General features: G+C 58.0%; 18 protein-coding genes and 1 pseudogene. 9 read left to right on the top strand and 10 right to left on the bottom strand.

The features are described 5' to 3' along the window. Positions 1-328: 328 nt before the first annotated feature. Positions 329-1,882 (bottom strand): sensor domain-containing diguanylate cyclase, encoded by a 1,554-nt coding sequence (locus ITX55_RS17125; RefSeq protein WP_060660554.1) that lies wholly within the window; start codon positions 1,880-1,882, stop codon positions 329-331. A gap of 160 nt (positions 1,883-2,042) precedes the next feature. Between ITX55_RS17125 and ITX55_RS17120 the strand changes: the two genes are divergently transcribed. After that, complete coding sequence (locus ITX55_RS17120; protein ID WP_089191962.1) at positions 2,043-2,237, top strand: hypothetical protein; 195 nt, start codon at positions 2,043-2,045, stop codon at positions 2,235-2,237. A 15-nt stretch (positions 2,238-2,252) separates the two neighbouring features. On the opposite strand, the gene yjdN is transcribed toward ITX55_RS17120, so the two are convergent. Both yjdN and ITX55_RS17110 read right to left on the bottom strand, forming a co-directional pair. Beyond that, complete coding sequence (yjdN, locus tag ITX55_RS17115) at positions 2,253-2,672, bottom strand: VOC family metalloprotein YjdN (protein ID WP_046687369.1); 420 nt, start codon at positions 2,670-2,672, stop codon at positions 2,253-2,255. A gap of 176 nt (positions 2,673-2,848) precedes the next feature. Next, positions 2,849-3,769, bottom strand: a complete 921-nt coding sequence (locus ITX55_RS17110; protein WP_033650814.1) for a Kdo(2)-lipid IV(A) acyltransferase — start codon at positions 3,767-3,769, stop codon at positions 2,849-2,851. A 628-nt stretch (positions 3,770-4,397) separates the two neighbouring features. On the opposite strand from ITX55_RS17110, the gene ITX55_RS17105 reads away from it, so the two are divergent. The 3 genes and pseudogenes from ITX55_RS17105 (at position 4,398) to ITX55_RS17095 (ending at position 5,341) form a co-directional block, all read left to right on the top strand. Continuing rightward, complete coding sequence (locus ITX55_RS17105) at positions 4,398-4,598, top strand: DUF883 family protein (RefSeq protein WP_033643599.1); 201 nt, start codon at positions 4,398-4,400, stop codon at positions 4,596-4,598. A gap of 11 nt (positions 4,599-4,609) precedes the next feature. Then, on the top strand, positions 4,610-4,858 hold the full coding sequence (locus tag ITX55_RS17100; RefSeq protein WP_004935146.1) for a GlsB/YeaQ/YmgE family stress response membrane protein: 249 nt from the start codon (positions 4,610-4,612) through the stop codon (positions 4,856-4,858). A 95-nt stretch (positions 4,859-4,953) separates the two neighbouring features. Further along, a pseudogene (locus ITX55_RS17095) lies at positions 4,954-5,341 on the top strand (YidB family protein). 3 nt (positions 5,342-5,344) lie between these two features. On the opposite strand, the gene ITX55_RS17090 reads toward ITX55_RS17095, so the two are convergent. Beyond that, the gene (locus tag ITX55_RS17090) at positions 5,345-6,277 is read right to left on the bottom strand and encodes a LysR family transcriptional regulator (RefSeq protein ID WP_033650815.1); all 933 of its coding nucleotides are present in this window, start codon (positions 6,275-6,277) and stop codon (positions 5,345-5,347) included. Between the two features lie 110 nt (positions 6,278-6,387). Between ITX55_RS17090 and ITX55_RS17085 the strand changes: the two genes are divergently transcribed. Continuing rightward, the gene (locus tag ITX55_RS17085; protein WP_033650816.1) at positions 6,388-7,440 is read left to right on the top strand and encodes an SDR family oxidoreductase; all 1,053 of its coding nucleotides are present in this window, start codon (positions 6,388-6,390) and stop codon (positions 7,438-7,440) included. A 43-nt stretch (positions 7,441-7,483) separates the two neighbouring features. Here ITX55_RS17085 and ITX55_RS17080 read toward each other — a convergent pair whose 3' ends face one another. From ITX55_RS17080 to ITX55_RS17070, 3 genes are all read right to left on the bottom strand, one after another. Further along, positions 7,484-8,491, bottom strand: coding sequence for an NAD(P)H-quinone oxidoreductase (locus tag ITX55_RS17080; RefSeq protein WP_033643596.1), 1,008 nt, complete (start codon positions 8,489-8,491; stop codon positions 7,484-7,486). A 156-nt stretch (positions 8,492-8,647) separates the two neighbouring features. Continuing rightward, positions 8,648-8,857 (bottom strand): hypothetical protein, encoded by a 210-nt coding sequence (locus tag ITX55_RS17075; protein WP_004935132.1) that lies wholly within the window; start codon positions 8,855-8,857, stop codon positions 8,648-8,650. A gap of 508 nt (positions 8,858-9,365) precedes the next feature. Then, a complete protein-coding gene (locus ITX55_RS17070; RefSeq protein WP_033643595.1) occupies positions 9,366-9,743 on the bottom strand; it encodes a hypothetical protein in 378 nt (125 codons plus the stop codon). A gap of 375 nt (positions 9,744-10,118) precedes the next feature. Here ITX55_RS17070 and cspE point away from each other — a divergent pair, with 375 nt between their 5' ends. Together cspE and dsrB are read left to right on the top strand one after the other, a co-directional pair. Further along, the gene (gene cspE, locus ITX55_RS17065; RefSeq protein WP_004935122.1) at positions 10,119-10,331 is read left to right on the top strand and encodes a transcription antiterminator/RNA stability regulator CspE; all 213 of its coding nucleotides are present in this window, start codon (positions 10,119-10,121) and stop codon (positions 10,329-10,331) included. Positions 10,332-10,650: 319 nt separating this feature from the next. After that, positions 10,651-10,851 (top strand): protein DsrB, encoded by a 201-nt coding sequence (gene dsrB / locus ITX55_RS17060; RefSeq protein WP_033643594.1) that lies wholly within the window; start codon positions 10,651-10,653, stop codon positions 10,849-10,851. A gap of 216 nt (positions 10,852-11,067) precedes the next feature. On the opposite strand, the gene rcsA is transcribed toward dsrB, so the two are convergent. Continuing rightward, positions 11,068-11,697 (bottom strand): transcriptional regulator RcsA, encoded by a 630-nt coding sequence (rcsA, locus tag ITX55_RS17055; protein ID WP_019453510.1) that lies wholly within the window; start codon positions 11,695-11,697, stop codon positions 11,068-11,070. 794 nt (positions 11,698-12,491) lie between these two features. Here rcsA and ITX55_RS17050 point away from each other — a divergent pair. Then, on the top strand, positions 12,492-13,133 hold the full coding sequence (locus ITX55_RS17050; protein ID WP_033643593.1) for a GNAT family N-acetyltransferase: 642 nt from the start codon (positions 12,492-12,494) through the stop codon (positions 13,131-13,133). A 12-nt stretch (positions 13,134-13,145) separates the two neighbouring features. On the opposite strand, the gene ITX55_RS17045 is transcribed toward ITX55_RS17050, so the two are convergent. Beyond that, positions 13,146-14,561: a pyridoxal-dependent decarboxylase gene (locus tag ITX55_RS17045; RefSeq protein WP_033650973.1), complete on the bottom strand. Its 1,416-nt coding sequence runs from the start codon at positions 14,559-14,561 to the stop codon at positions 13,146-13,148. 101 nt (positions 14,562-14,662) lie between these two features. On the opposite strand from ITX55_RS17045, the gene ITX55_RS17040 reads away from it, so the two are divergent. Beyond that, positions 14,663-15,538 (top strand): LysR substrate-binding domain-containing protein, encoded by an 876-nt coding sequence (locus ITX55_RS17040; RefSeq protein WP_033643592.1) that lies wholly within the window; start codon positions 14,663-14,665, stop codon positions 15,536-15,538. Here ITX55_RS17040 and ITX55_RS17035 read toward each other — a convergent pair. Further along, entirely contained in the window at positions 15,535-16,920 is a 1,386-nt protein-coding gene (locus ITX55_RS17035) for a CoA transferase (RefSeq protein WP_108681026.1), read from the bottom strand. The two genes, ITX55_RS17040 and ITX55_RS17035, sit on opposite strands and share 4 nt — an antisense overlap. Positions 16,921-16,936: the final 16 nt, after the last annotated feature.

Below are 16,936 nucleotides of genomic sequence, written 5' to 3'. Positions count from 1 at the left end.
GGGCGCAGTGCGCCGAAGCGTGCGATGGCTTCCTGATATATAGAATAGTCCTGCTAAGGGTATCACCGGCAATGCCAATGAAAAGTAAACGGAGGCTAAACGAGGTTCGGCGTGGGCACGAATAATCAAAAATGGCACGAATTGTTCGCTGAATAGCGCATTTTTTATCTTATTGAATTGTAATGGAAATAAATATGCTGCTTATTTATTGGCGTTATTTCATTCCGAGAGCGGGGCAAATTGGGGAAATAATGTTTCGGCAGGAAATTATTTCATTTTTGTCGTGGGAATAAATCGGGCCGCCCAATTTTGGTGGCCCGATGAGTGATTAAGCGCCGTAAATGCAGTTTTTGCCTTTTTTCTTGGCCTGATACAGCGCGCTGTCCGCCTCATTGATAAAGCTGATCGGCGTATCGTTATACATATGCGGCACTTTGGCGCAGATGCCGATGCTGATGGTGACGATGCCGTGCGGGTTACCCTGATGCGGGATCTTCAGATCGCGCACCGCCTGGATGACGCGTTCGGCGAAAATCAGCGCGCCCTGCACGTCGGTATCCGGCAGGATAATCCCCATCTCTTCACCGCCGTAGCGCGCCAGAATATCGTTGCTGCGGCACGCCAACCCTTTCAGCGTCTGGCCGATCTGCTGCAGGCACTGGTCGCCGGCGACGTGGCCGTAGCTGTCGTTGTACTGCTTGAAGTAGTCGATATCCAGCATCAGCAGCGCCACGCTGCGGTAGTTGCGCGAGGCGCGCGCCAGCTCGTTCTTCAGCGCAATGTCAAACTGGCGGCGGTTGGCCAGGCCGGTCAGGCTGTCCAGCAGCGCCAGTTCTTCCAGCATCTGGTTGATGCTGGTCAGCTGATCGCGGGTGCGCATCAGCTCGGCTTCGGTTTGCATGCTGTGCTTGATTTGCCGCAGCAGCACCGCGCCCATCGCCAGCAGGATCATCAGCAGAGAGAGGCCGCCGGCGGCGAACAGGCCGGCGTCGGTGCGCCAGTCCGCCAGCGCGTCGCGTTTCGACAGCCCGGCGGCGATCACCAGCGGAAAGCGGTTGACCCGCGAATAGCCGTAGATGCGCTCCACTTTGTCGTACAGCGAGGTGATGGTGGCGTTGCCGAATTCCGAATGCGGCAATATTTCGCTGAACAACACGCCCTTGGCGATATTTTTACCGATCGAGGCCGCCGAGTAAGGGCGGCGGTAGAGGATGGTGCCGTCCGCCAGCAGCAGATTTAGCGAGGCGTCGGTGTTGAGGGCGAAACTGTCGTAAAACTGGCGAAAATAATCGACGTACAGCGTCGCCAGCACCACGCCGCCAAAGCTGCCGTCCGGGTTGTTGAAGCGCCGCGAAACGGGGATGATTAGATCGCCGGTGGTGCGGCTGCGGATCACCTCGCCGATATACAAACCGCCGCCATCGCGGTTTTGGTGATATTTGAAGTAATCGCGATCGGCGTTGTTGGCGTTCTTGATGAATTTGCCCGAGGAGGTCGCCAGCCAGCGGCCGCTCGCATCGTAGATAAACATCCCGTGCAGCTGCGGCAGGTTGCCGACCTGGGTTTGCATCACCCGTTGCAGCCGGGTCAATTGCGAGGGCCCCAGCCCGTCGTTCTGGAGACGTTCGGTCAGATCGAGCAGATTGCCGTCTACCTGCATGAAGGTATCGTCGGCATGCTGCGCCAGCGAACGGGCGAGGTTGGCGGATTCATGCTCGGCGCTGCGCAGATCCCGCTGGTGCGCGTTCCAGATTTGCCAGCTGTTAAAGAGGATCAGCGTGGCGGCAACGATGATGACAAACACGCCGGCCTGAAATAATAATGGGGAGCTTTTAACGCTGCGCGGCGCCGCGGCATCCTGTATGGGTTGCTGCTGAGTCATGTCACCCTTGTTGTTTGATTACTATTCAATTTGAGTTAAGAGCAATCTTATATTTTATGCATAAATGCGCCAGACCTCTAGCCCTTAACGTGGCGATAGGGAGAAAGGCGCCTCGCACCCCGCATTTGCGGCGGTGTGAACGCGAAGGAGTAAAAGAGCCATGTCGGATTACATCATTATCGCTTTACTGACGCTGGCGGTGTATTACCCCCTCACACTGGGGGCGCTGGCGGTGATGATGTTCTTCGCCTGGCGGCGGCGACGGTCGCCTTATTGGCGGTTGGGGCTGGCGCTGTTGACGGTGTTGTTCGTGCTGTTCGCCAAAGCGGCGTATGACTGGCACCGCTACAGCTAGCGGCGCCATGCGGGGTTATTCGACGTTGATCATCCAGTTGACGCCGAATTTGTCGGTCAGCATGCCGAAGCCTTTGGCCCAGAAGGTGGCTTGATAAGGCATCGTCACCTGGCCGCCCTGCGCCAGATTATCGAACAGTTTGCGTCCTTGTTCCGCGTCGCTGGGGTTCAGCGACAGCGAGAAGCCTTTGTGGGAAGCGCCGCCGCTGTCATCCTGCGGACAGCCGTCGGAGGCCATCAGCACGCCGTCGCCAATCAGCAGACGCGCATGCATGATCGCTTCAGGATTGACATCCTGCGGCCCGCCTTGGCGGGCTTCTTCGGGCATGTCTTTAAAACGCATGACCATTTCAATTTTGGCATTCAACTGCTGTACATAGAAGTTAATCGCTTGCTCACAGTTACCGCTGAAGAACAAATAGGGTTGTACCAGCATGACATTGACCTCGGTTGTGGTCCGACAGGCAACGACCGGCCCTCGGGCGGGAAGAAATGATTGCTGGCGGCAATAATTGCCGTCGGTGACTTATTAGTGTAGTCCCCCTGACGTAGAATGCTCGTGCTAGGTGAGCGCCTTCGCCGCCGGCAGGGCGGGCGAAGGCGCGAAGGCGGTTAATACAGCGAAGGTTCGCCGGGTGGGCGGGTTTTAAAGCGGCGGTGCAACCACATGTATTGATCGGGCGCCAGCAGCACCTGTTCTTCCACCACGCGGTTCATCATGGCCGCCGCGCGCGTTTCATCGTCCAGCGGGAAGTCCGTCAGCGGCGGCTGCACGATCAGCTCGTAGCCGCGGGCATTCGGTAGACGGCGCGGCACGAATGGCACGATCGACGGCCGCCCCATACGCGCCAGGATATAGGTGCCGGTCGTCGTGGCGGCGTTTTCCACGGCGAAGAACGGCGCGAACACGCTGCTTTGCGGGCCGTAATCGTGGTCCGGCGCGTACCACAGGATTTCACCCTGCTTCAGGTTGCGGATCATGCCTTTGATATCTTTACGATCGATCATGAATTTATTCGAGCGCAGCCGGCCCCAGGTCTGCACCCATTCCATCAGCTTGTTATTGTGTGGGCGGTGTACGCCGATGCCGGGGTTTTGCATGCCGAAGATGCGCGCGCCCAGCTCCAGAGTGAGGAAATGCAGGCCGATCAGCAGCACGCCTTTCCCGTCCTGACGCGCCAACTGCATGTTTTCCATGCCGCTCACCTTAAACCAACGGGCGATGCGCCAGTCAGGCCAGAACCAGGCCATGCCGACTTCGAACAGGCCCATTCCGACGGACTCAAAATTTTTGACAATCAGCGCCTCTCGTTCGGCGGCGGGCATCTCAGGGAAACAGAGTTCTAAATTACGGCGCGCTATTTTTACCCGGCGTTTCATCAGGGGCATGGCGATTCTGCCAAGGCCGTGTCCAAGCCGATAAATGAGCGGGTAGGGCAATAACACCAATAGATAGAGTATTCCCAGCCCTATCCACAGCAACCAATAACGAGGGCGCAAGAATTCGCGCTCAAAGCGTTGGTTTGAAATCATTTTTTCTGTTCTTCCTTTAATTTCGCAATGGGACCTTAACCCAAATTGTTATGTGCGAAATGATAGAGCATTTTTTGTGAGACCGGGTTTTCCATTCATGCTTTTTTTTACGCTTTATTTAAGCGCAGACGGGAAACGGAACGAAATGAGATTTTTACCGAGGGAAGGGCGGATATTCACCGCTATTTCAACCGGCTGGCGACATTGAAAAATAAGGACACAATTCAGCGCATCGCAAAAGTGACAACCGCTATGTAACCTTAGAGAAACAGCAACGCGGCGGAACCGTCCCAAACGGCAGCCAGCGCATACAGCAGCGCGAGAATCAGGACAAAAGGGGCATTGAACATCGGCGTTTCCTCCAGGAGGATGTGTTTAAAGTTTAGCCTGTCCAGATGACAATGGGATGAAATGCGATCGCTTTTGACGCGGTGAAATTCAGACGGACGGAAATGGGTAAACCGCTGATTTTTTACTATAGTCATAGTGTGATGTTGTGCGTTTGTCGCCGTACGCCCCGTCTTGAACGGCTGTGGGCAGAGTGTCCAGAGCAAGATCGCGGAACGGGCGGCGCCGGACGTGAAACAGGTGACGAAGTTCTCAGAGGGCGGGTCTGTAAGGATTTGACATGTCATATGAAAATGACGATCTAAGCGGTGTTGAGCAACCGAGCGACTACGTTAAAACCACCGCCTGCGAAGTGCGCAGCGGCGTAAAGGCAGCGCTCGAGCAATCATGTGCCTGCATCAAGGATAACCCTTGGGCAGGGGTAGGCGCCGGCGCCGTCGTGGGCCTGGTAATAGGATTTCTGTTAGGCAAAAGGCAATAGGGAGAGTAAAAATGGGCATCATTTCCTGGATCATTTTTGGTTTAATCGCCGGTATCCTGGCTAAATGGATTATGCCGGGCAAAGACGGCGGCGGCTTTATTGTTACCGTTATACTGGGGATCGTGGGCGCCGTCGTCGGCGGCTATATCAGCACCTTCTTCGGTATGGGACGCGTTGACGGTTTTAACCTGGGCAGCTTCGTGGTGGCGGTCATCGGTGCCCTGGTGGTGCTTTTTGTCTACAGGAAGATCAAAGGCTAAGCAGCCGTTGCTCAACAGGGTCGCCGCGGCGGCCCTTTTTCGTGAAATCAATCCGGCTGTGCGGCGCGGGCCGCAGCGGCTGAAAGGGGAATATCATGGGTCTGTTCGATAGCGTATTGGGTAACATTCTGGGCGGCGGCGCCAACGGCAAAGGCATCGACTACATCGCCATTATGCAGTGGGTCGAGCAACAAGGCGCCCTGCAGCATTTTGGACAAGTTCCGCCAGGGGCAGTTCGGCGATATCGTCGGTTCCTGGCTCGGTAACGGCGAAAACCAGCCGATTACCGGCGATCATGTGCAGCAGGCGTTGGGCAGCGATGCGATCAATCAACTGGCTGAAAAGCTGGGCGTCGATCCGGCCCAGGCGTCCAGCACCATTGCACAGTTCTTGCCGACGGTAGCGGATGCCGCTTCGCCAAACGGTGAAGTGCAGCAAGACAGCAATGAACTGGGCGACATGGTCGGCAAACTGTTCAAATAATGATTATGCTCCCGGCGTCTGGCCGGGGGCATTCACTCCGCTAATTCCCTCGATCGCCGTCAACGCCTGTTGCAAATGCGCCACCCAGGCGCGCACTTTCTGCGGAATAAAACGTAAAGCGGGATAGACCGCATGCAGCGCCATGGGCGGGTAGCGGTATTCCGGCAAGACGGGAACCAGCGCGCCCGTCGCCAGCTGTTCGCCGATCAGCGGCCGCTGAGCGCCACCGATGCCGGCCCCGGCCTCGATGGCCGCCAGCAGCGATAAGGTATTGTTGGCGCGAAACGTGGGCCGCAGCGCGACCATCTCGGCGCCGTGGGGGCCGAGCAGGGTGAGCGTATCGCCATCGTTTAGGCCGCTGTAGCGAATGTGCGCATGTTTCACCAGATCCGCCGGCGAACGAGGGGCGCCATGCCTGGCCAGATAGGCCGGCGACGCGACCAGCAGGCGTTGCAGCTCACCCAACCGTTTCGCCACCATGCCGGGCGCATGCAATTCGCCGAAGCGCAGCGCCACGTCGATGCCTTCGCCGATGACGTCGGCGCGGCGATCGTCCAGCAGCAGCTCGATGGTGAGATCCGGATGACGTTTTTGGAACGCGATGGCCAAAGGGGTGATATGCCGTTGTCCGAATCCGGTCGGCGCATGCAGGCGCAAATTGCCCTGCAGCTGGTGGTGCTGGCCGTGCAACGCCTCTTCCGCTTCGTCGACCGCCGCCATAATCGGTTTGAGGCGCTGATAGTAATCATTGCCGGCCTCCGTCAGGGTGACCGCACGCGTGCTGCGAAACAGCAGCTGCGCCCCCAACTGCTGTTCCAGACCGGCGATTTGCTGACTGACCGCCGGCTGCGTCAAACGCAGATCGCGCGCGGCGGCAGACAGGCTGCCCAGCTCCGCCACCCGCATAAAGGTTTTCATTGCGTTCAGCTTATCCATGTCGATTTTGCCTATAGATATTTCTTATTAGTGTTAGTGGAAACCCTCCTCTACCGCAAGCATCGCTAATCAATAACACTCAGGGTATCGATAATCCGAGGGGTGACAAAATGAACGCAAAGCGACAGGCGCTGGTGATCGGCGCCAATGGCGTGATTGGGCGCCGATTGATTGAGGAGCTGATTGACCAAGGTTGGCAAGTGGTGGGCGTCTCGCGCCGGGGCGGCGAACCGGCGCCTGGAGTGCGCCACCTGCAGGTTGACCTGCTGGATGCGGCGGCGACGCGGGACGCGCTGCGGCCGCTGAGCGCGATTAGCCACGTTTTCTATGCCGCCTATCAGGATGCTCCGGATTGGGCGGGGCTGGTGGCGCCGAACCTGCAAATGTTGCAACACGTTGTCGAAGGGCTGGAGCCGATTGCGCCGGCGTTGGAACATATCAGCCTGATGCAGGGCTATAAAGTTTATGGCGCGCATTTGGGGCCGTTTAAAACGCCGGCGCGTGAAAGCGATGCCGGGCATATGCCGCCGGAGTTTAACGTGGCGCAGCAGCAGTATCTGGAGCAGCGCCAAACAGGCAAGCGCTGGCGTTGGAGCGCCATTCGCCCGAGCGTCGTGGGGGGCTTCTCGCTCGGCAACCCGATGAATCTGGCGTTAAGCATCGCGGTTTACGCCTCGATCAGTAAAGCGCTCGGGCTGCCGCTGCGCTTTCCCGGGAAGCCGGGCGCTTACCACAGCCTGTTGGAAATGACCGACGCCGGACTGCTGGCGCGCGCCACGCTCTGGGCGGCGACCGAACCTGCGGCAGCCAATCAGGCGTTTAACATCAACAACGGCGATCTGTTTCGCTGGAGCGAAATGTGGCCGAAAATCGCCGCGTACTTCGGGCTGGAATGTGCGCCGCCGTTGCCGATGACGCTGGAAAACATGATGGCGGACAAAGCGCCGCTGTGGCGTGAGCTGGCGCAACGGCACTCCTTGACCGAGCCCGATTACCGGGCGGTGGCCGGCTGGCGTTTCGCCGATTTCGTCTTTTCCTGGGACTACGACATGTTCGCGGACGGCAGCAAGGCGCGGCGTTTCGGTTTCCATCAGTTTGTCGAAACCGAAGCCATGTTTTTCTCGCTGTTCGATGCATTCCGTCGTCGCCGCATCATTCCCTGAATGCGGCATAAATGTCCCCGCAGCCCCGCTGCGGGGAAAGGTCTCAGAACGTCAGCATGATTTTGCCGATGTGCTCGCTGGATTCCATCAGCGCATGCGCAGCGGCCGCCTCTTCAAGCGGGAAGGTTTTAAAGATTTGCGGTTTCAGCACGCCGCGCTCCAGCAGCGGCCAAACTTTCTCGTGCAGCTCGGCGGCAATCTGCGCTTTGTCCGCGACGCTGCGCGAACGCAGCGTCGAACCGGTATGGGTCAAGCGTTTCAAGAGCAGCGGCATCAGGTTGAGCTCTTTTACCACGCCGTTTTGCGTGCCGATTTGCACGATACGGCCTTCCATCGCTGCGGCCTGATAGTTCTTGGCCACATAGTCGCCGGCGATCAGATCGACGATCACGTCGGCGCCTTTGCCGTTAGTGGCGTCTTTGGTGCGGGCGACAAAGTCTTCGTTGCGGTAATTAATCGCCACGTCGGCGCCCAGCGCCAGGCTCGCCTGACGCTTCTCTTCTGAACCGACGGTGGTGATCACCTGGGCGCAGAAGGCTTTCGCCAGCATGGTGGCGACCGTGCCGATACCCGAGGTGCCGCCGTGGATCAACACGGTCTCGCCGGCTTTGAGGTGACCGCGCTGGAACACGTTGACCCAGACGGTAAAGAAGGTTTCCGGCAGCGCGGCGGCCTCGGTCAGGCTCAGGCCCGCCGGAACCGGCAGCGCATTACTTTCATGCACAGCGCAGTATTGCGCGTAGCCACCGCCGGCGATGAGGGCGCAAACCCGATCGCCGATCGCGAAGCGGGTCACGCCTTCACCGATGGCCACCACTTCGCCGGCAATTTCGAGGCCGGGAATATCCGAGGCGCCGGGCGGTGGCGCATAGTTCCCCTGACGTTGCAGCACGTCGGGGCGGTTAACGCCGGCGGCGGCGATTTTCACCAGAAGTTGGCCCGCTTGCGGAACCGGCACCGGACGTTCGGCGACGACCAGAACCTCGGGGGCGCCGGGTTGGCTGATCTCAATCGCTTTCATCGTGTCGGGCAGCGGTGCATTCGTTGACATGGTTACTCTCCTCATCGTGGCGGACGCGGTTATCAGGTGGCGCGTCCACAATAAAGTCTGCTGTTAGCTTAGCGAAATCGAATGAGGTACGCGTGGTCGAATAGAGCGGTTTTGCGAGGAAGAGGAGGAGACGCCGCCGCGATGGGCGGCTGGGCATCAATCGTTAGGGGGGATGCGGAACCCTTTCAATGAAACGATAAAGTGTTCTTTTCCTTTGGAGATCTTGGCGCCTTTATCGCACCACAGGCTGGCAAGCTGGAAGAAATCGTCGCTGCCGATGTCGTAAGCCAGTTCGATTTTCTTGGCTGTGCCGGCGCGGATGAGCTTTTCTGCTTCCTGGTGGTTTGCAGCTTTAATTATGGTCATGGGCGAAATCCTTGGTGTTAAGCCAGAACGGATAATCGCTAATCATCATATGGCCATATTGTGACAGTTTTGTGATGAAAGGATGACGGTAACCGCAGGCGCGGCGTGCGGCGTGCCGCGCCTTTGCGGTGAAAATGCGTTGTCGGTTACCGATCGTGCGGGCGAACGAATGCGCTTTTCTTCTGAGATTTGAAGTGTTTATAGAGCGCATAGCCCGCAATGCCGGCCAAGACGGCCAGGAGGGCAAGAGATCCTGTGGCCATGAACATCACCTCCGAATAAGAATGGCAAGGAGGCGTATTTGTGACATTCATCACTTTGCAGGGCAATGAGACCAATCTGTAATCGGAAAGGCGAGATGCGAGAAGGGCAAAAAAAAGCGCCTATAGGGAGGCGCATAAAGATTTGCAACACAGCTTGTCATGTTCAACACCAGGAGGAGTGGTGAACTGACGCCATTCTAAGCGGCCGTGATTGCGGGAGGTATAGGTATTCTCCGAAAGCGTCATTACCACTCATAGCCTAACTGAATGTTGTAATCGGGATCCTGGTTGGTGGAATAAGGATCGGATTGGCGGCGGCGATCGGTTTTCTTCACCGGGCCGTCATACGCGGGATAAGGTTTGGTGCGCGGCTTGCTGCAGCCCGGATGATCGCACTCGATGTCGACGCGAAAACCGTTTTTATCTCGCGCCTCTGCCCAGGTGATCGGCGGTTTCTCGGCCTTGGGCGCGGGCCCAGGCGACGTCGGCGGCTTGGGCGCGGGGGCGACGCTGGGATCGGGGGCTTGATAATTCAGCTCCAGCGCGCCAAGCGGGGCGCTGTAAGCGGCAAAGGCCAGCAGGGCGGCGGCGCTGGCGGCCGGTAATGTGAGCCATCTCGGCATGGTGAGTCTCCCTGGATGATTACGCCGGGCAACTATAAAACAGTAAAACGAGAATTACTATCATTTGCCTGCGGCGTAATGGGGATTCAGCTGGCGATCCCGTAGGCAGACGGGGTCAAATCCTGTGCGTTTAGCCGAGATTAACGCCCCTGCACGGCGAAAAAGGTTGCTATTGCCGCTCGCTCGTGAGTTAATGATGTCGGCCTGTGGTACAGACCTATTTATGCACGACATTTTGAGTAAAGTAGTTCAAATTTAAAGCGTTATCCCGGATAGCCCTTCTCTGACGAATTTCCTTTCCAGTGCCTCCATAAGTAACTGATGACCGGCTATCTCGCCCATGGCGGCTAACATTATTATTGAAGGAAATTAGACATGTCCAACATGATCAAAGGTCAAGTGAAGTGGTTCAACGAAGCTAAAGGTTTTGGTTTCATCACCCCAGCAGACGGCAGCAAAGACGTATTCGTACACTTCTCTGCTATCCAGGATCAAGGCTTCAAGACCCTGGCTGAAGGCCAGAACGTACAGTTCTCTATCGAGAACGGTGCGAAAGGTCCATCTGCGGCTAACGTTACCGCTATCTAATTGGCGTCTACCGCTGATTGAATAAAACCCGCCGAGGCGGGTTTTTTATGCCTGCAATTTGACGGCGCATAAAAAAAAGCCCGCAAGTCTGCGGGCAAAAGTTCCTTGTTACTTCTTCATTTGCAAGCGCTTCTCTGGGGGGGAAACGCCTGAAGACAGGTTACGCGAGGCCGGCTTAAGATTCTGCGGTCAAACCGTTAAGAAAGTGAAAATCCAGGCGGCTGCTACGCTGATAGCAGAGACCGGCAGGGCTGGGGCGGTGTCCTTCACCTGGGGTTTTGTAATACACTGATGCCAATCGCAAAGAATGGGGAAGGGTATGCAGGTTAACGATCGAGTGACGGTAAAAACAGATGGCGGCCCACGGCGCGAAGGCGTCATTCTGGCCGTAGAGGTCTTCAACGAAGGTACCATGTATCTGGTGTCTCTTGAGGACTACCCGGCGGGCGTGTGGTTTTTTAATGAAATCGACAGCCGTGACGGCACTTTTGTGGAGCCTTGCGGCGCGCCCGGGCAGTAACTTCGAATAATCTCATTAATTTGCTAACGAAACTGTCTATTTTGAGATTATTTCAATGCGGTAAGAATTTTTTTATCGACGACATAAAAATACCCGTTGCGCTAGCGGGGGATAACGCAGCAGGTATTCTTTTGGTTATCCCAGCGTTTGAGAACCGGATTACGTTATCACCGGAAATTAACGATGGGTAAACAAAGTGGGGGCGTTCTCTACGGTTCAGCGGCTATTGACGAATATTCCACTAGTCAATGTGTCGGTCAAACGGACAACGTGGTAAATGATCTGCTTGTTGTGCGTTTTTATTTTCCGCTTGATGTTTCCCTTGTGGGAAGAGACCGTTTTGGCCTTTATTTGCATCTGGTCTGATATCTGGATGGTGCCTTGCCCTGACATCCACATGCGTAACATGTTCGATTCAGTTTGGCTCAGCGTCACCGGCGTTTGATCCAGAGAGGATTTCTCCACCCGTAGGGATTTTTTCTCGAGATAATGACTAAGTAGCTGATTCATAGTCTCTGGTTTGATGGATTTTGACGATATGATGACGTTCTTGCGAACATATAAATAATCGTCGAAATGTACATTGGTAATAGCCATGAAGATGAAGAATAACGTATCCGGGTGCAGTGAAATCACCCGTTTTATTCGCTCCGTGGCGTTTGCTTCATGGATGAAGCAGTCCTCGTTAATAAACACCAGGCTAGGATTCAACTTACTGCATTTTTCATGCAGGCTGTCAATGTCCTCGATGGCATTAATATGGCGCTTCTTCACGCCATGCGAAGTCAGATAGTCGGTTAACCCCAATCTGGTATAGCTACATGAATCCATGATAATCGTTGGCATATCGCACCCCCACTTAAATCCGTTTTACTGCGGTAATATGAGAAAAAGCCTAAAAAGCCGAAAGGCAAAATGGAACAATAATTCAGTGTAGCGAGTGTTCTATCAATAAACACGACGGCACTCAATGATATTTTCATACTAAACTTATTAATCGCATGAATCTATAAGTTTGGCTTAAGTCAGAGCGATCCGCTACTCGCCCGGCGTCGGCATGATGGGCCTGATTCGCGCTTGGCGCCCGCGCCTGCCGGCATTGTCTGCTGATAATCTGTTCATCATGTCACGAAACAAAATTTTAGTTTGCTAGGAAAAGTCTTAAAAAAAATTCATGTGTCTTTTTTTTGAAGTCTTTTAGCGTGCTTTTTAAGTGCTCAAAAAGCACTCGCTTCTAGGCTCTTCTGTTTTTAATCATAAAAATCATTGCGTTATGATTGTCTTGGCACCTTTCGCTAATGATAAGCGCTTCTGTTTTTATCATAACAACAAACAAAAGTTAACATTATTGCTGGAATGTGTAGCTTAATTGTTGCCATAAATCACCATTTTACAATAGGTTATGTGGATATTTATTTCATATGAAATCATTTGTGTGAATGTTTATCGGTGATTGAGTGATTTTTCTAAACTATCGTCTTGCCAGCCGGTCGGCAGGGGCGGCGGCAGGTCGGAGTTGTTTCTGACCCGCGCCGGTTTTAATTTGCTCTTGCACCTTTCAAAAACAGGATGTCGCGGTGAGACAAAATCAATATGGGCAGCCGATAGGCGATGCCCTCCCTCATTGGCAGCCGGCAGGCATGCCCGGGCAAGCGTTACTGTCAGGGCGGTTTTGCCGCCTGGAACCGCTGAACCTCGAACGCTGGGGCGACGAGCTTTATCAGGCTTATCAAACCGCCGAGGACGACCGCGACTGGACCTATCTGTTTTGGGCGCGGCCGCAGACGCGCGAGGATTTTCAGCATTACCTGCAGGCCCTGGCGTCCAGCGCCGACAGGCGCACGATGGTGGTGATCGATCAGGCGAACGGGCGCGCGGTAGGAACCTGCGCTTTTTTGCGCATCGATCCCGCCAACGGTGCGGCTGAACTGGGCACCATCAACTGGTCCCCGCTGATGAAGCGCAGTGCGCTCGGCAGCGAGGCCATTTTCCTGATGCTGCGCCATTTGTTTGACGATCTGGGTTACCGGCGCTGCGAATGGAAATGCGATAGCCTCAATCTGCCTTCGCGTCAGGCCGCCGAGCGTTTTGGCTTTCGCTATGAGGGCACGTTCCGTCAGGCGGTCGTCGTCAAAGGACGCACGCGCGACACCGACTGGCTGTCGATCATCGATGGAGAATGGCCGGCGCTGCGCTCGGCGTTTGCCGCCTGGCTGTCGCCGGATAACATCGGCGACGACGGGCGGCAAGAACGGCGTTTGCAGGCCTTCCAGCCCGGGTGACGCGCCAGGCGTTTAGGCCGTCTCCGCCAGGCAATGGCGCAGCGAGTCCAGCGTCAGGCGAATGTCCTGTTCCTCCGTCATCCAGTTGACCAGCGCGGCGCGGATCCCCGGCTGGCCGTTATAACGCGTAGGGGTGCAACGCGCCACCCCATGCCGGCTAAGGCGTTCGAGAAAGCGATCGCGCGCCGCTTCGCTGTCGCCCTGTGGATGACTGAGGGCAAAGCACACCACGTTCATATTCACGGGCGCCAACAGATGGAAACCGTCCTCGGCCGCTAACGCCGCTCCCAGCGCCTGCGCCAGTTCGACATTGCGCTCGACGATATCTCGTATGCCGCTGCGGCCATAGGCTTTCAGCGTCAGCCAAAGCGGCAGGGCGCGGAAGCGGCGCGAATTTTCCGGCGTCAGATGCAGATAGTTGTCTGGCCGCAGCGTCGGTGCTTCCAGGTAGGCCGAATGGTTCTGAAATACCTGCATCTGCAGATCCAGATGGCGGGTAAATTGGATCGCGCTGTCATAAGGCACGTTCAGCCATTTGTGCGCATCGACGGTGATGGAATCGGCATGCTGCCAGCCCTCGAGCCTTGGGGCGTAGAGCGGCGAGCAGGCCGCCACGCCGCCGAATGCCGCATCGACATGCAGCCAAAATGGATAACGCTCTCGCAGCGCCAGCAGTTGCGGCAGATCGTCGAAAGCGACGGTATTGACCGTGCCGGCGCTGGCCAGTACCAACGTTGGCTGGCCAGCGCCGGCGGCGAGCTGCCGCTCCAGCGCCGCCATATCCATGGCTTCAGACTCCGGCAGGCTGGCGACGATCGTCAACGCCTCGCGGCCGATACCGAGCATGCTGAGCGCCTTCACGCTGCTGGAATGCGGATTGGCTCCCAGAACCCGGATCGGGCCCAGCGCCGCCAGGCCTTGTTGGGCGATATCCACGCCGCGCTGTTGCCCCAGCCACTGCCGACCAATGGCCAGCCCGGTGAAATTGGCCATGGTCGCGCCGCTGACCAGGCTGCCGCTGAACGTTTCCGGCAGGCCCAGCAGGGATTTCAATTGCGTCACGGCCGCCAGCTCGATTGTGGCTGCGATGGTATCATGGCTGAGCAGGCTATTTTGGTCTGTCACGCTAACCAGCCAGTCCGCTGCGACCGCCGCCGGGGTGCCGCCGCCGGTGACGAAGCCGAAATAACGCGGGCCGGCGCTGGCGGAAATGCCGGCCTGATAACGTTGCCAAAAACGCTCCAGCGCCGCCAGGGCGCCTTCGCCGTTTTCGTCGAGCCGATCGTCGCCCGGTTGCAGCTGCTGATGCTCGAGCGGTGGGCAGACCGAGCGTTGCTGCAGCCCAGCCAGGAAATCTTCCGCCAGTTGGCGGGTGTGATCGAGGATCTGCGGAAACTGTGCGAGGTCCTGTTGTAAACGTGGGTGCATGGCGGCTCCGAAAGCGTCAGGGATGATGGGGTAAACATAGAACATTTGCCTGCCGGTCAAAATCGATAAAAAATAACCTTTTTGGATAGCCTGGTTAACCAATAATGAGTGAACGCATTCCCTTGCATGTCTTGCCGACCTTTGCTATCGCCGCCAGGTTGGAAAATTTGCGCGCTGCGGCGCAACAGGTGCATTTGACGCACGGCGCGGTCAGCCAGCAAATTCAGCTGTTGGAGCAGGCGGTCGGCTCTCCGCTGTTTGAACGGCGCGGGCGCGGCGTGCGCCTGAATGCCGCCGGGCGAGAGTTGCTGGCGGCGGTAGAGCCGGCGCTGCAGGCGCTGCAGCAGGGCGTCGCCCGCGCCCGGCGAGCGGCGGCAAGCCAGACGCTGCGCATCAGCGTGTTGCCGTCTTTTGCCCATTACTGGCTGCTGCCGCGTCTGTCGGCTTTTCATGAGGCCTGTGCCGATATTGCGCTGGATATCGATGCGTCGCTGGCGCTGCAGGATCTGTCGCAGCGGGGGTTCGATGCGGCGATCCGCATCGGCAGCGGTCAATGGGCGGGGCTGCAGGCGCAGCGCATCGCCTCGGGGGACGTGTTGCCTGTCGCTTCGCCGGATATGGCGCGAGAATGGGGGGCGGCTTTCGAGAACGGTGGCGATATTCCGTTACTCGAGCACGACGTCAGTCCCTGGCGCGACTGGTTCAACGCGCAGGGGCGCCCGTTATGCGGGCGGCAACAGGCGTTGTTCAACGATGCCGGATTATTGATTCGCGCAGCGGAGCAAGGGTTTGGCATTGCGTTGGCGAAAAAGCTGCTGGTGCAGGATGCCCTCGACGCGGGAAGGCTGGTGGCCTTGGCCGCGCCCTGTCGCCTGAGCGATGACGACGTTTATCTGGCATGGCCGCAGACCGCCGGGTTGACGCCGGCGGTCACCCGCTTGCTGCAGTGGCTTCAGCAGCAGTTGGCGGCGATTTAGCGGCGTAGCCATTCCGGTTGCGAGGTGCCGAGCGTGGTCGCCGGCAGCGCCCATTGCAGCGCCGTGCCCTGCAGACTCAACGGCGCGCGCAGGCGTTGCGCGGCCCCCCAGTAAGTCAGTTCCGTTTCAGGGTTCTCGTCGGCGCTTCCGGCCGGTGTCAGCGGTTCCGGCCGATAATGCGTCGGGTAGGGATGCGCCAGCAGCAGCTGCGCCGTCCGCGCCAGCGACAAGCGCGCGCGATAGCCGGTGCCGCGGCTCAGACGCTGCGTCATACCGGTCAGCACCGCCGCCGCCATCAAATAGCCGGTGGCGTGATCCAGCGCCTGTACCGGCAGCGGCACCGGCAAACTGGCGCTGCGCCAAACCATGCCCGCCTCCGCCAGCCCGCAGCTCATCTGCACCAGACTGTCGAAACCGCGCCGGGTGCGCCACGGCCCGCTCCAGCCGTAGGCATTCAGGCAGACGTCGATCAGGCCCGGCGCCAGCGCGTGCCTTTCCTCCGCGCCATAGCCCAGTTTCTCCAGCGCGCCGGCGCGGTAGCCGTGCACGATCACGTCGGCGTTTCTCAGCAGGTGCTCAAACGTATGGCGATCGCGCGCATTGGTCAGATTGAGGCGCGCGCTGCGCTTGCCCAACATCACTTCGTGTTCGACCCCGGGCTCATCCCACCCGTAAGGGTCGATACGCAGCACGTCGGCGCCCAAGCCGGCGAGAAAACGCGTGGCGATCGGCCCGGCGAGAATGCGCGTCAGGTCCAGCACCCGCACGCCGTGCAGCGGCCGGGCGACGGGCAGCGTCCAGCCGGGCGATGGCGCTTCCGGCTGCAATGCGGTGTGGATCAGCGGTTCGAGCGCCACGCTTTTACCCTGAATATGTTGTCGCCACGCGGCCGCCGAACGCATTTGGGCTGCGCAGCCGCCGGCCGCGATCACCGCTTCCTCCAGCTCGCTTTTTTTCCAGGCCAGCACACGTTCCGCCAGCGCGCCTTTCTTCGATGCCGGGCCCAGCACCTGTTCCACCGCTCGCCGATGGTGTGGCGCATTGGTATGCAGGCGTATCCAGCCGTCCGCCGTGGCGTAGTCGCCGGCCAGCGCGTCCCAGGCGGCGGGCAGCGTCCAACCAAGCGGGCGTAGCGTCCAGCCGAACCAAAGCGAGGCCAGGCGTTGATCGACCCAAACCTGCTGCGCGGCGGCGCCCTCGCGCCGCAGCAGCTCGGCGCAGGCTAAACCTGCGGCGCTCCAGGCGGCGGTGGCCAATTCGGTCACGGGAAAAGCCGAAGGCAATGCGCCGGTGCCGCTTACGGTGAGGCGATCGGCGGGGGCAGGGCATTGCCCGAGGCTTTGCCAAATCTCGTCGAGCAGAGTGTGGATCAGGGGAGTCATCGGCCGCTCCTTGTGG

Source organism: Serratia sp. EWG9 (assembly GCF_019913725.1).
Taxonomy (GTDB): Bacteria; Pseudomonadota; Gammaproteobacteria; order Enterobacterales; family Enterobacteriaceae; genus Serratia; species Serratia ureilytica.
The sequence above is the reverse complement of the archived record's forward strand: the minus strand, read 5'-3'. Positions and strand labels throughout refer to the sequence as shown.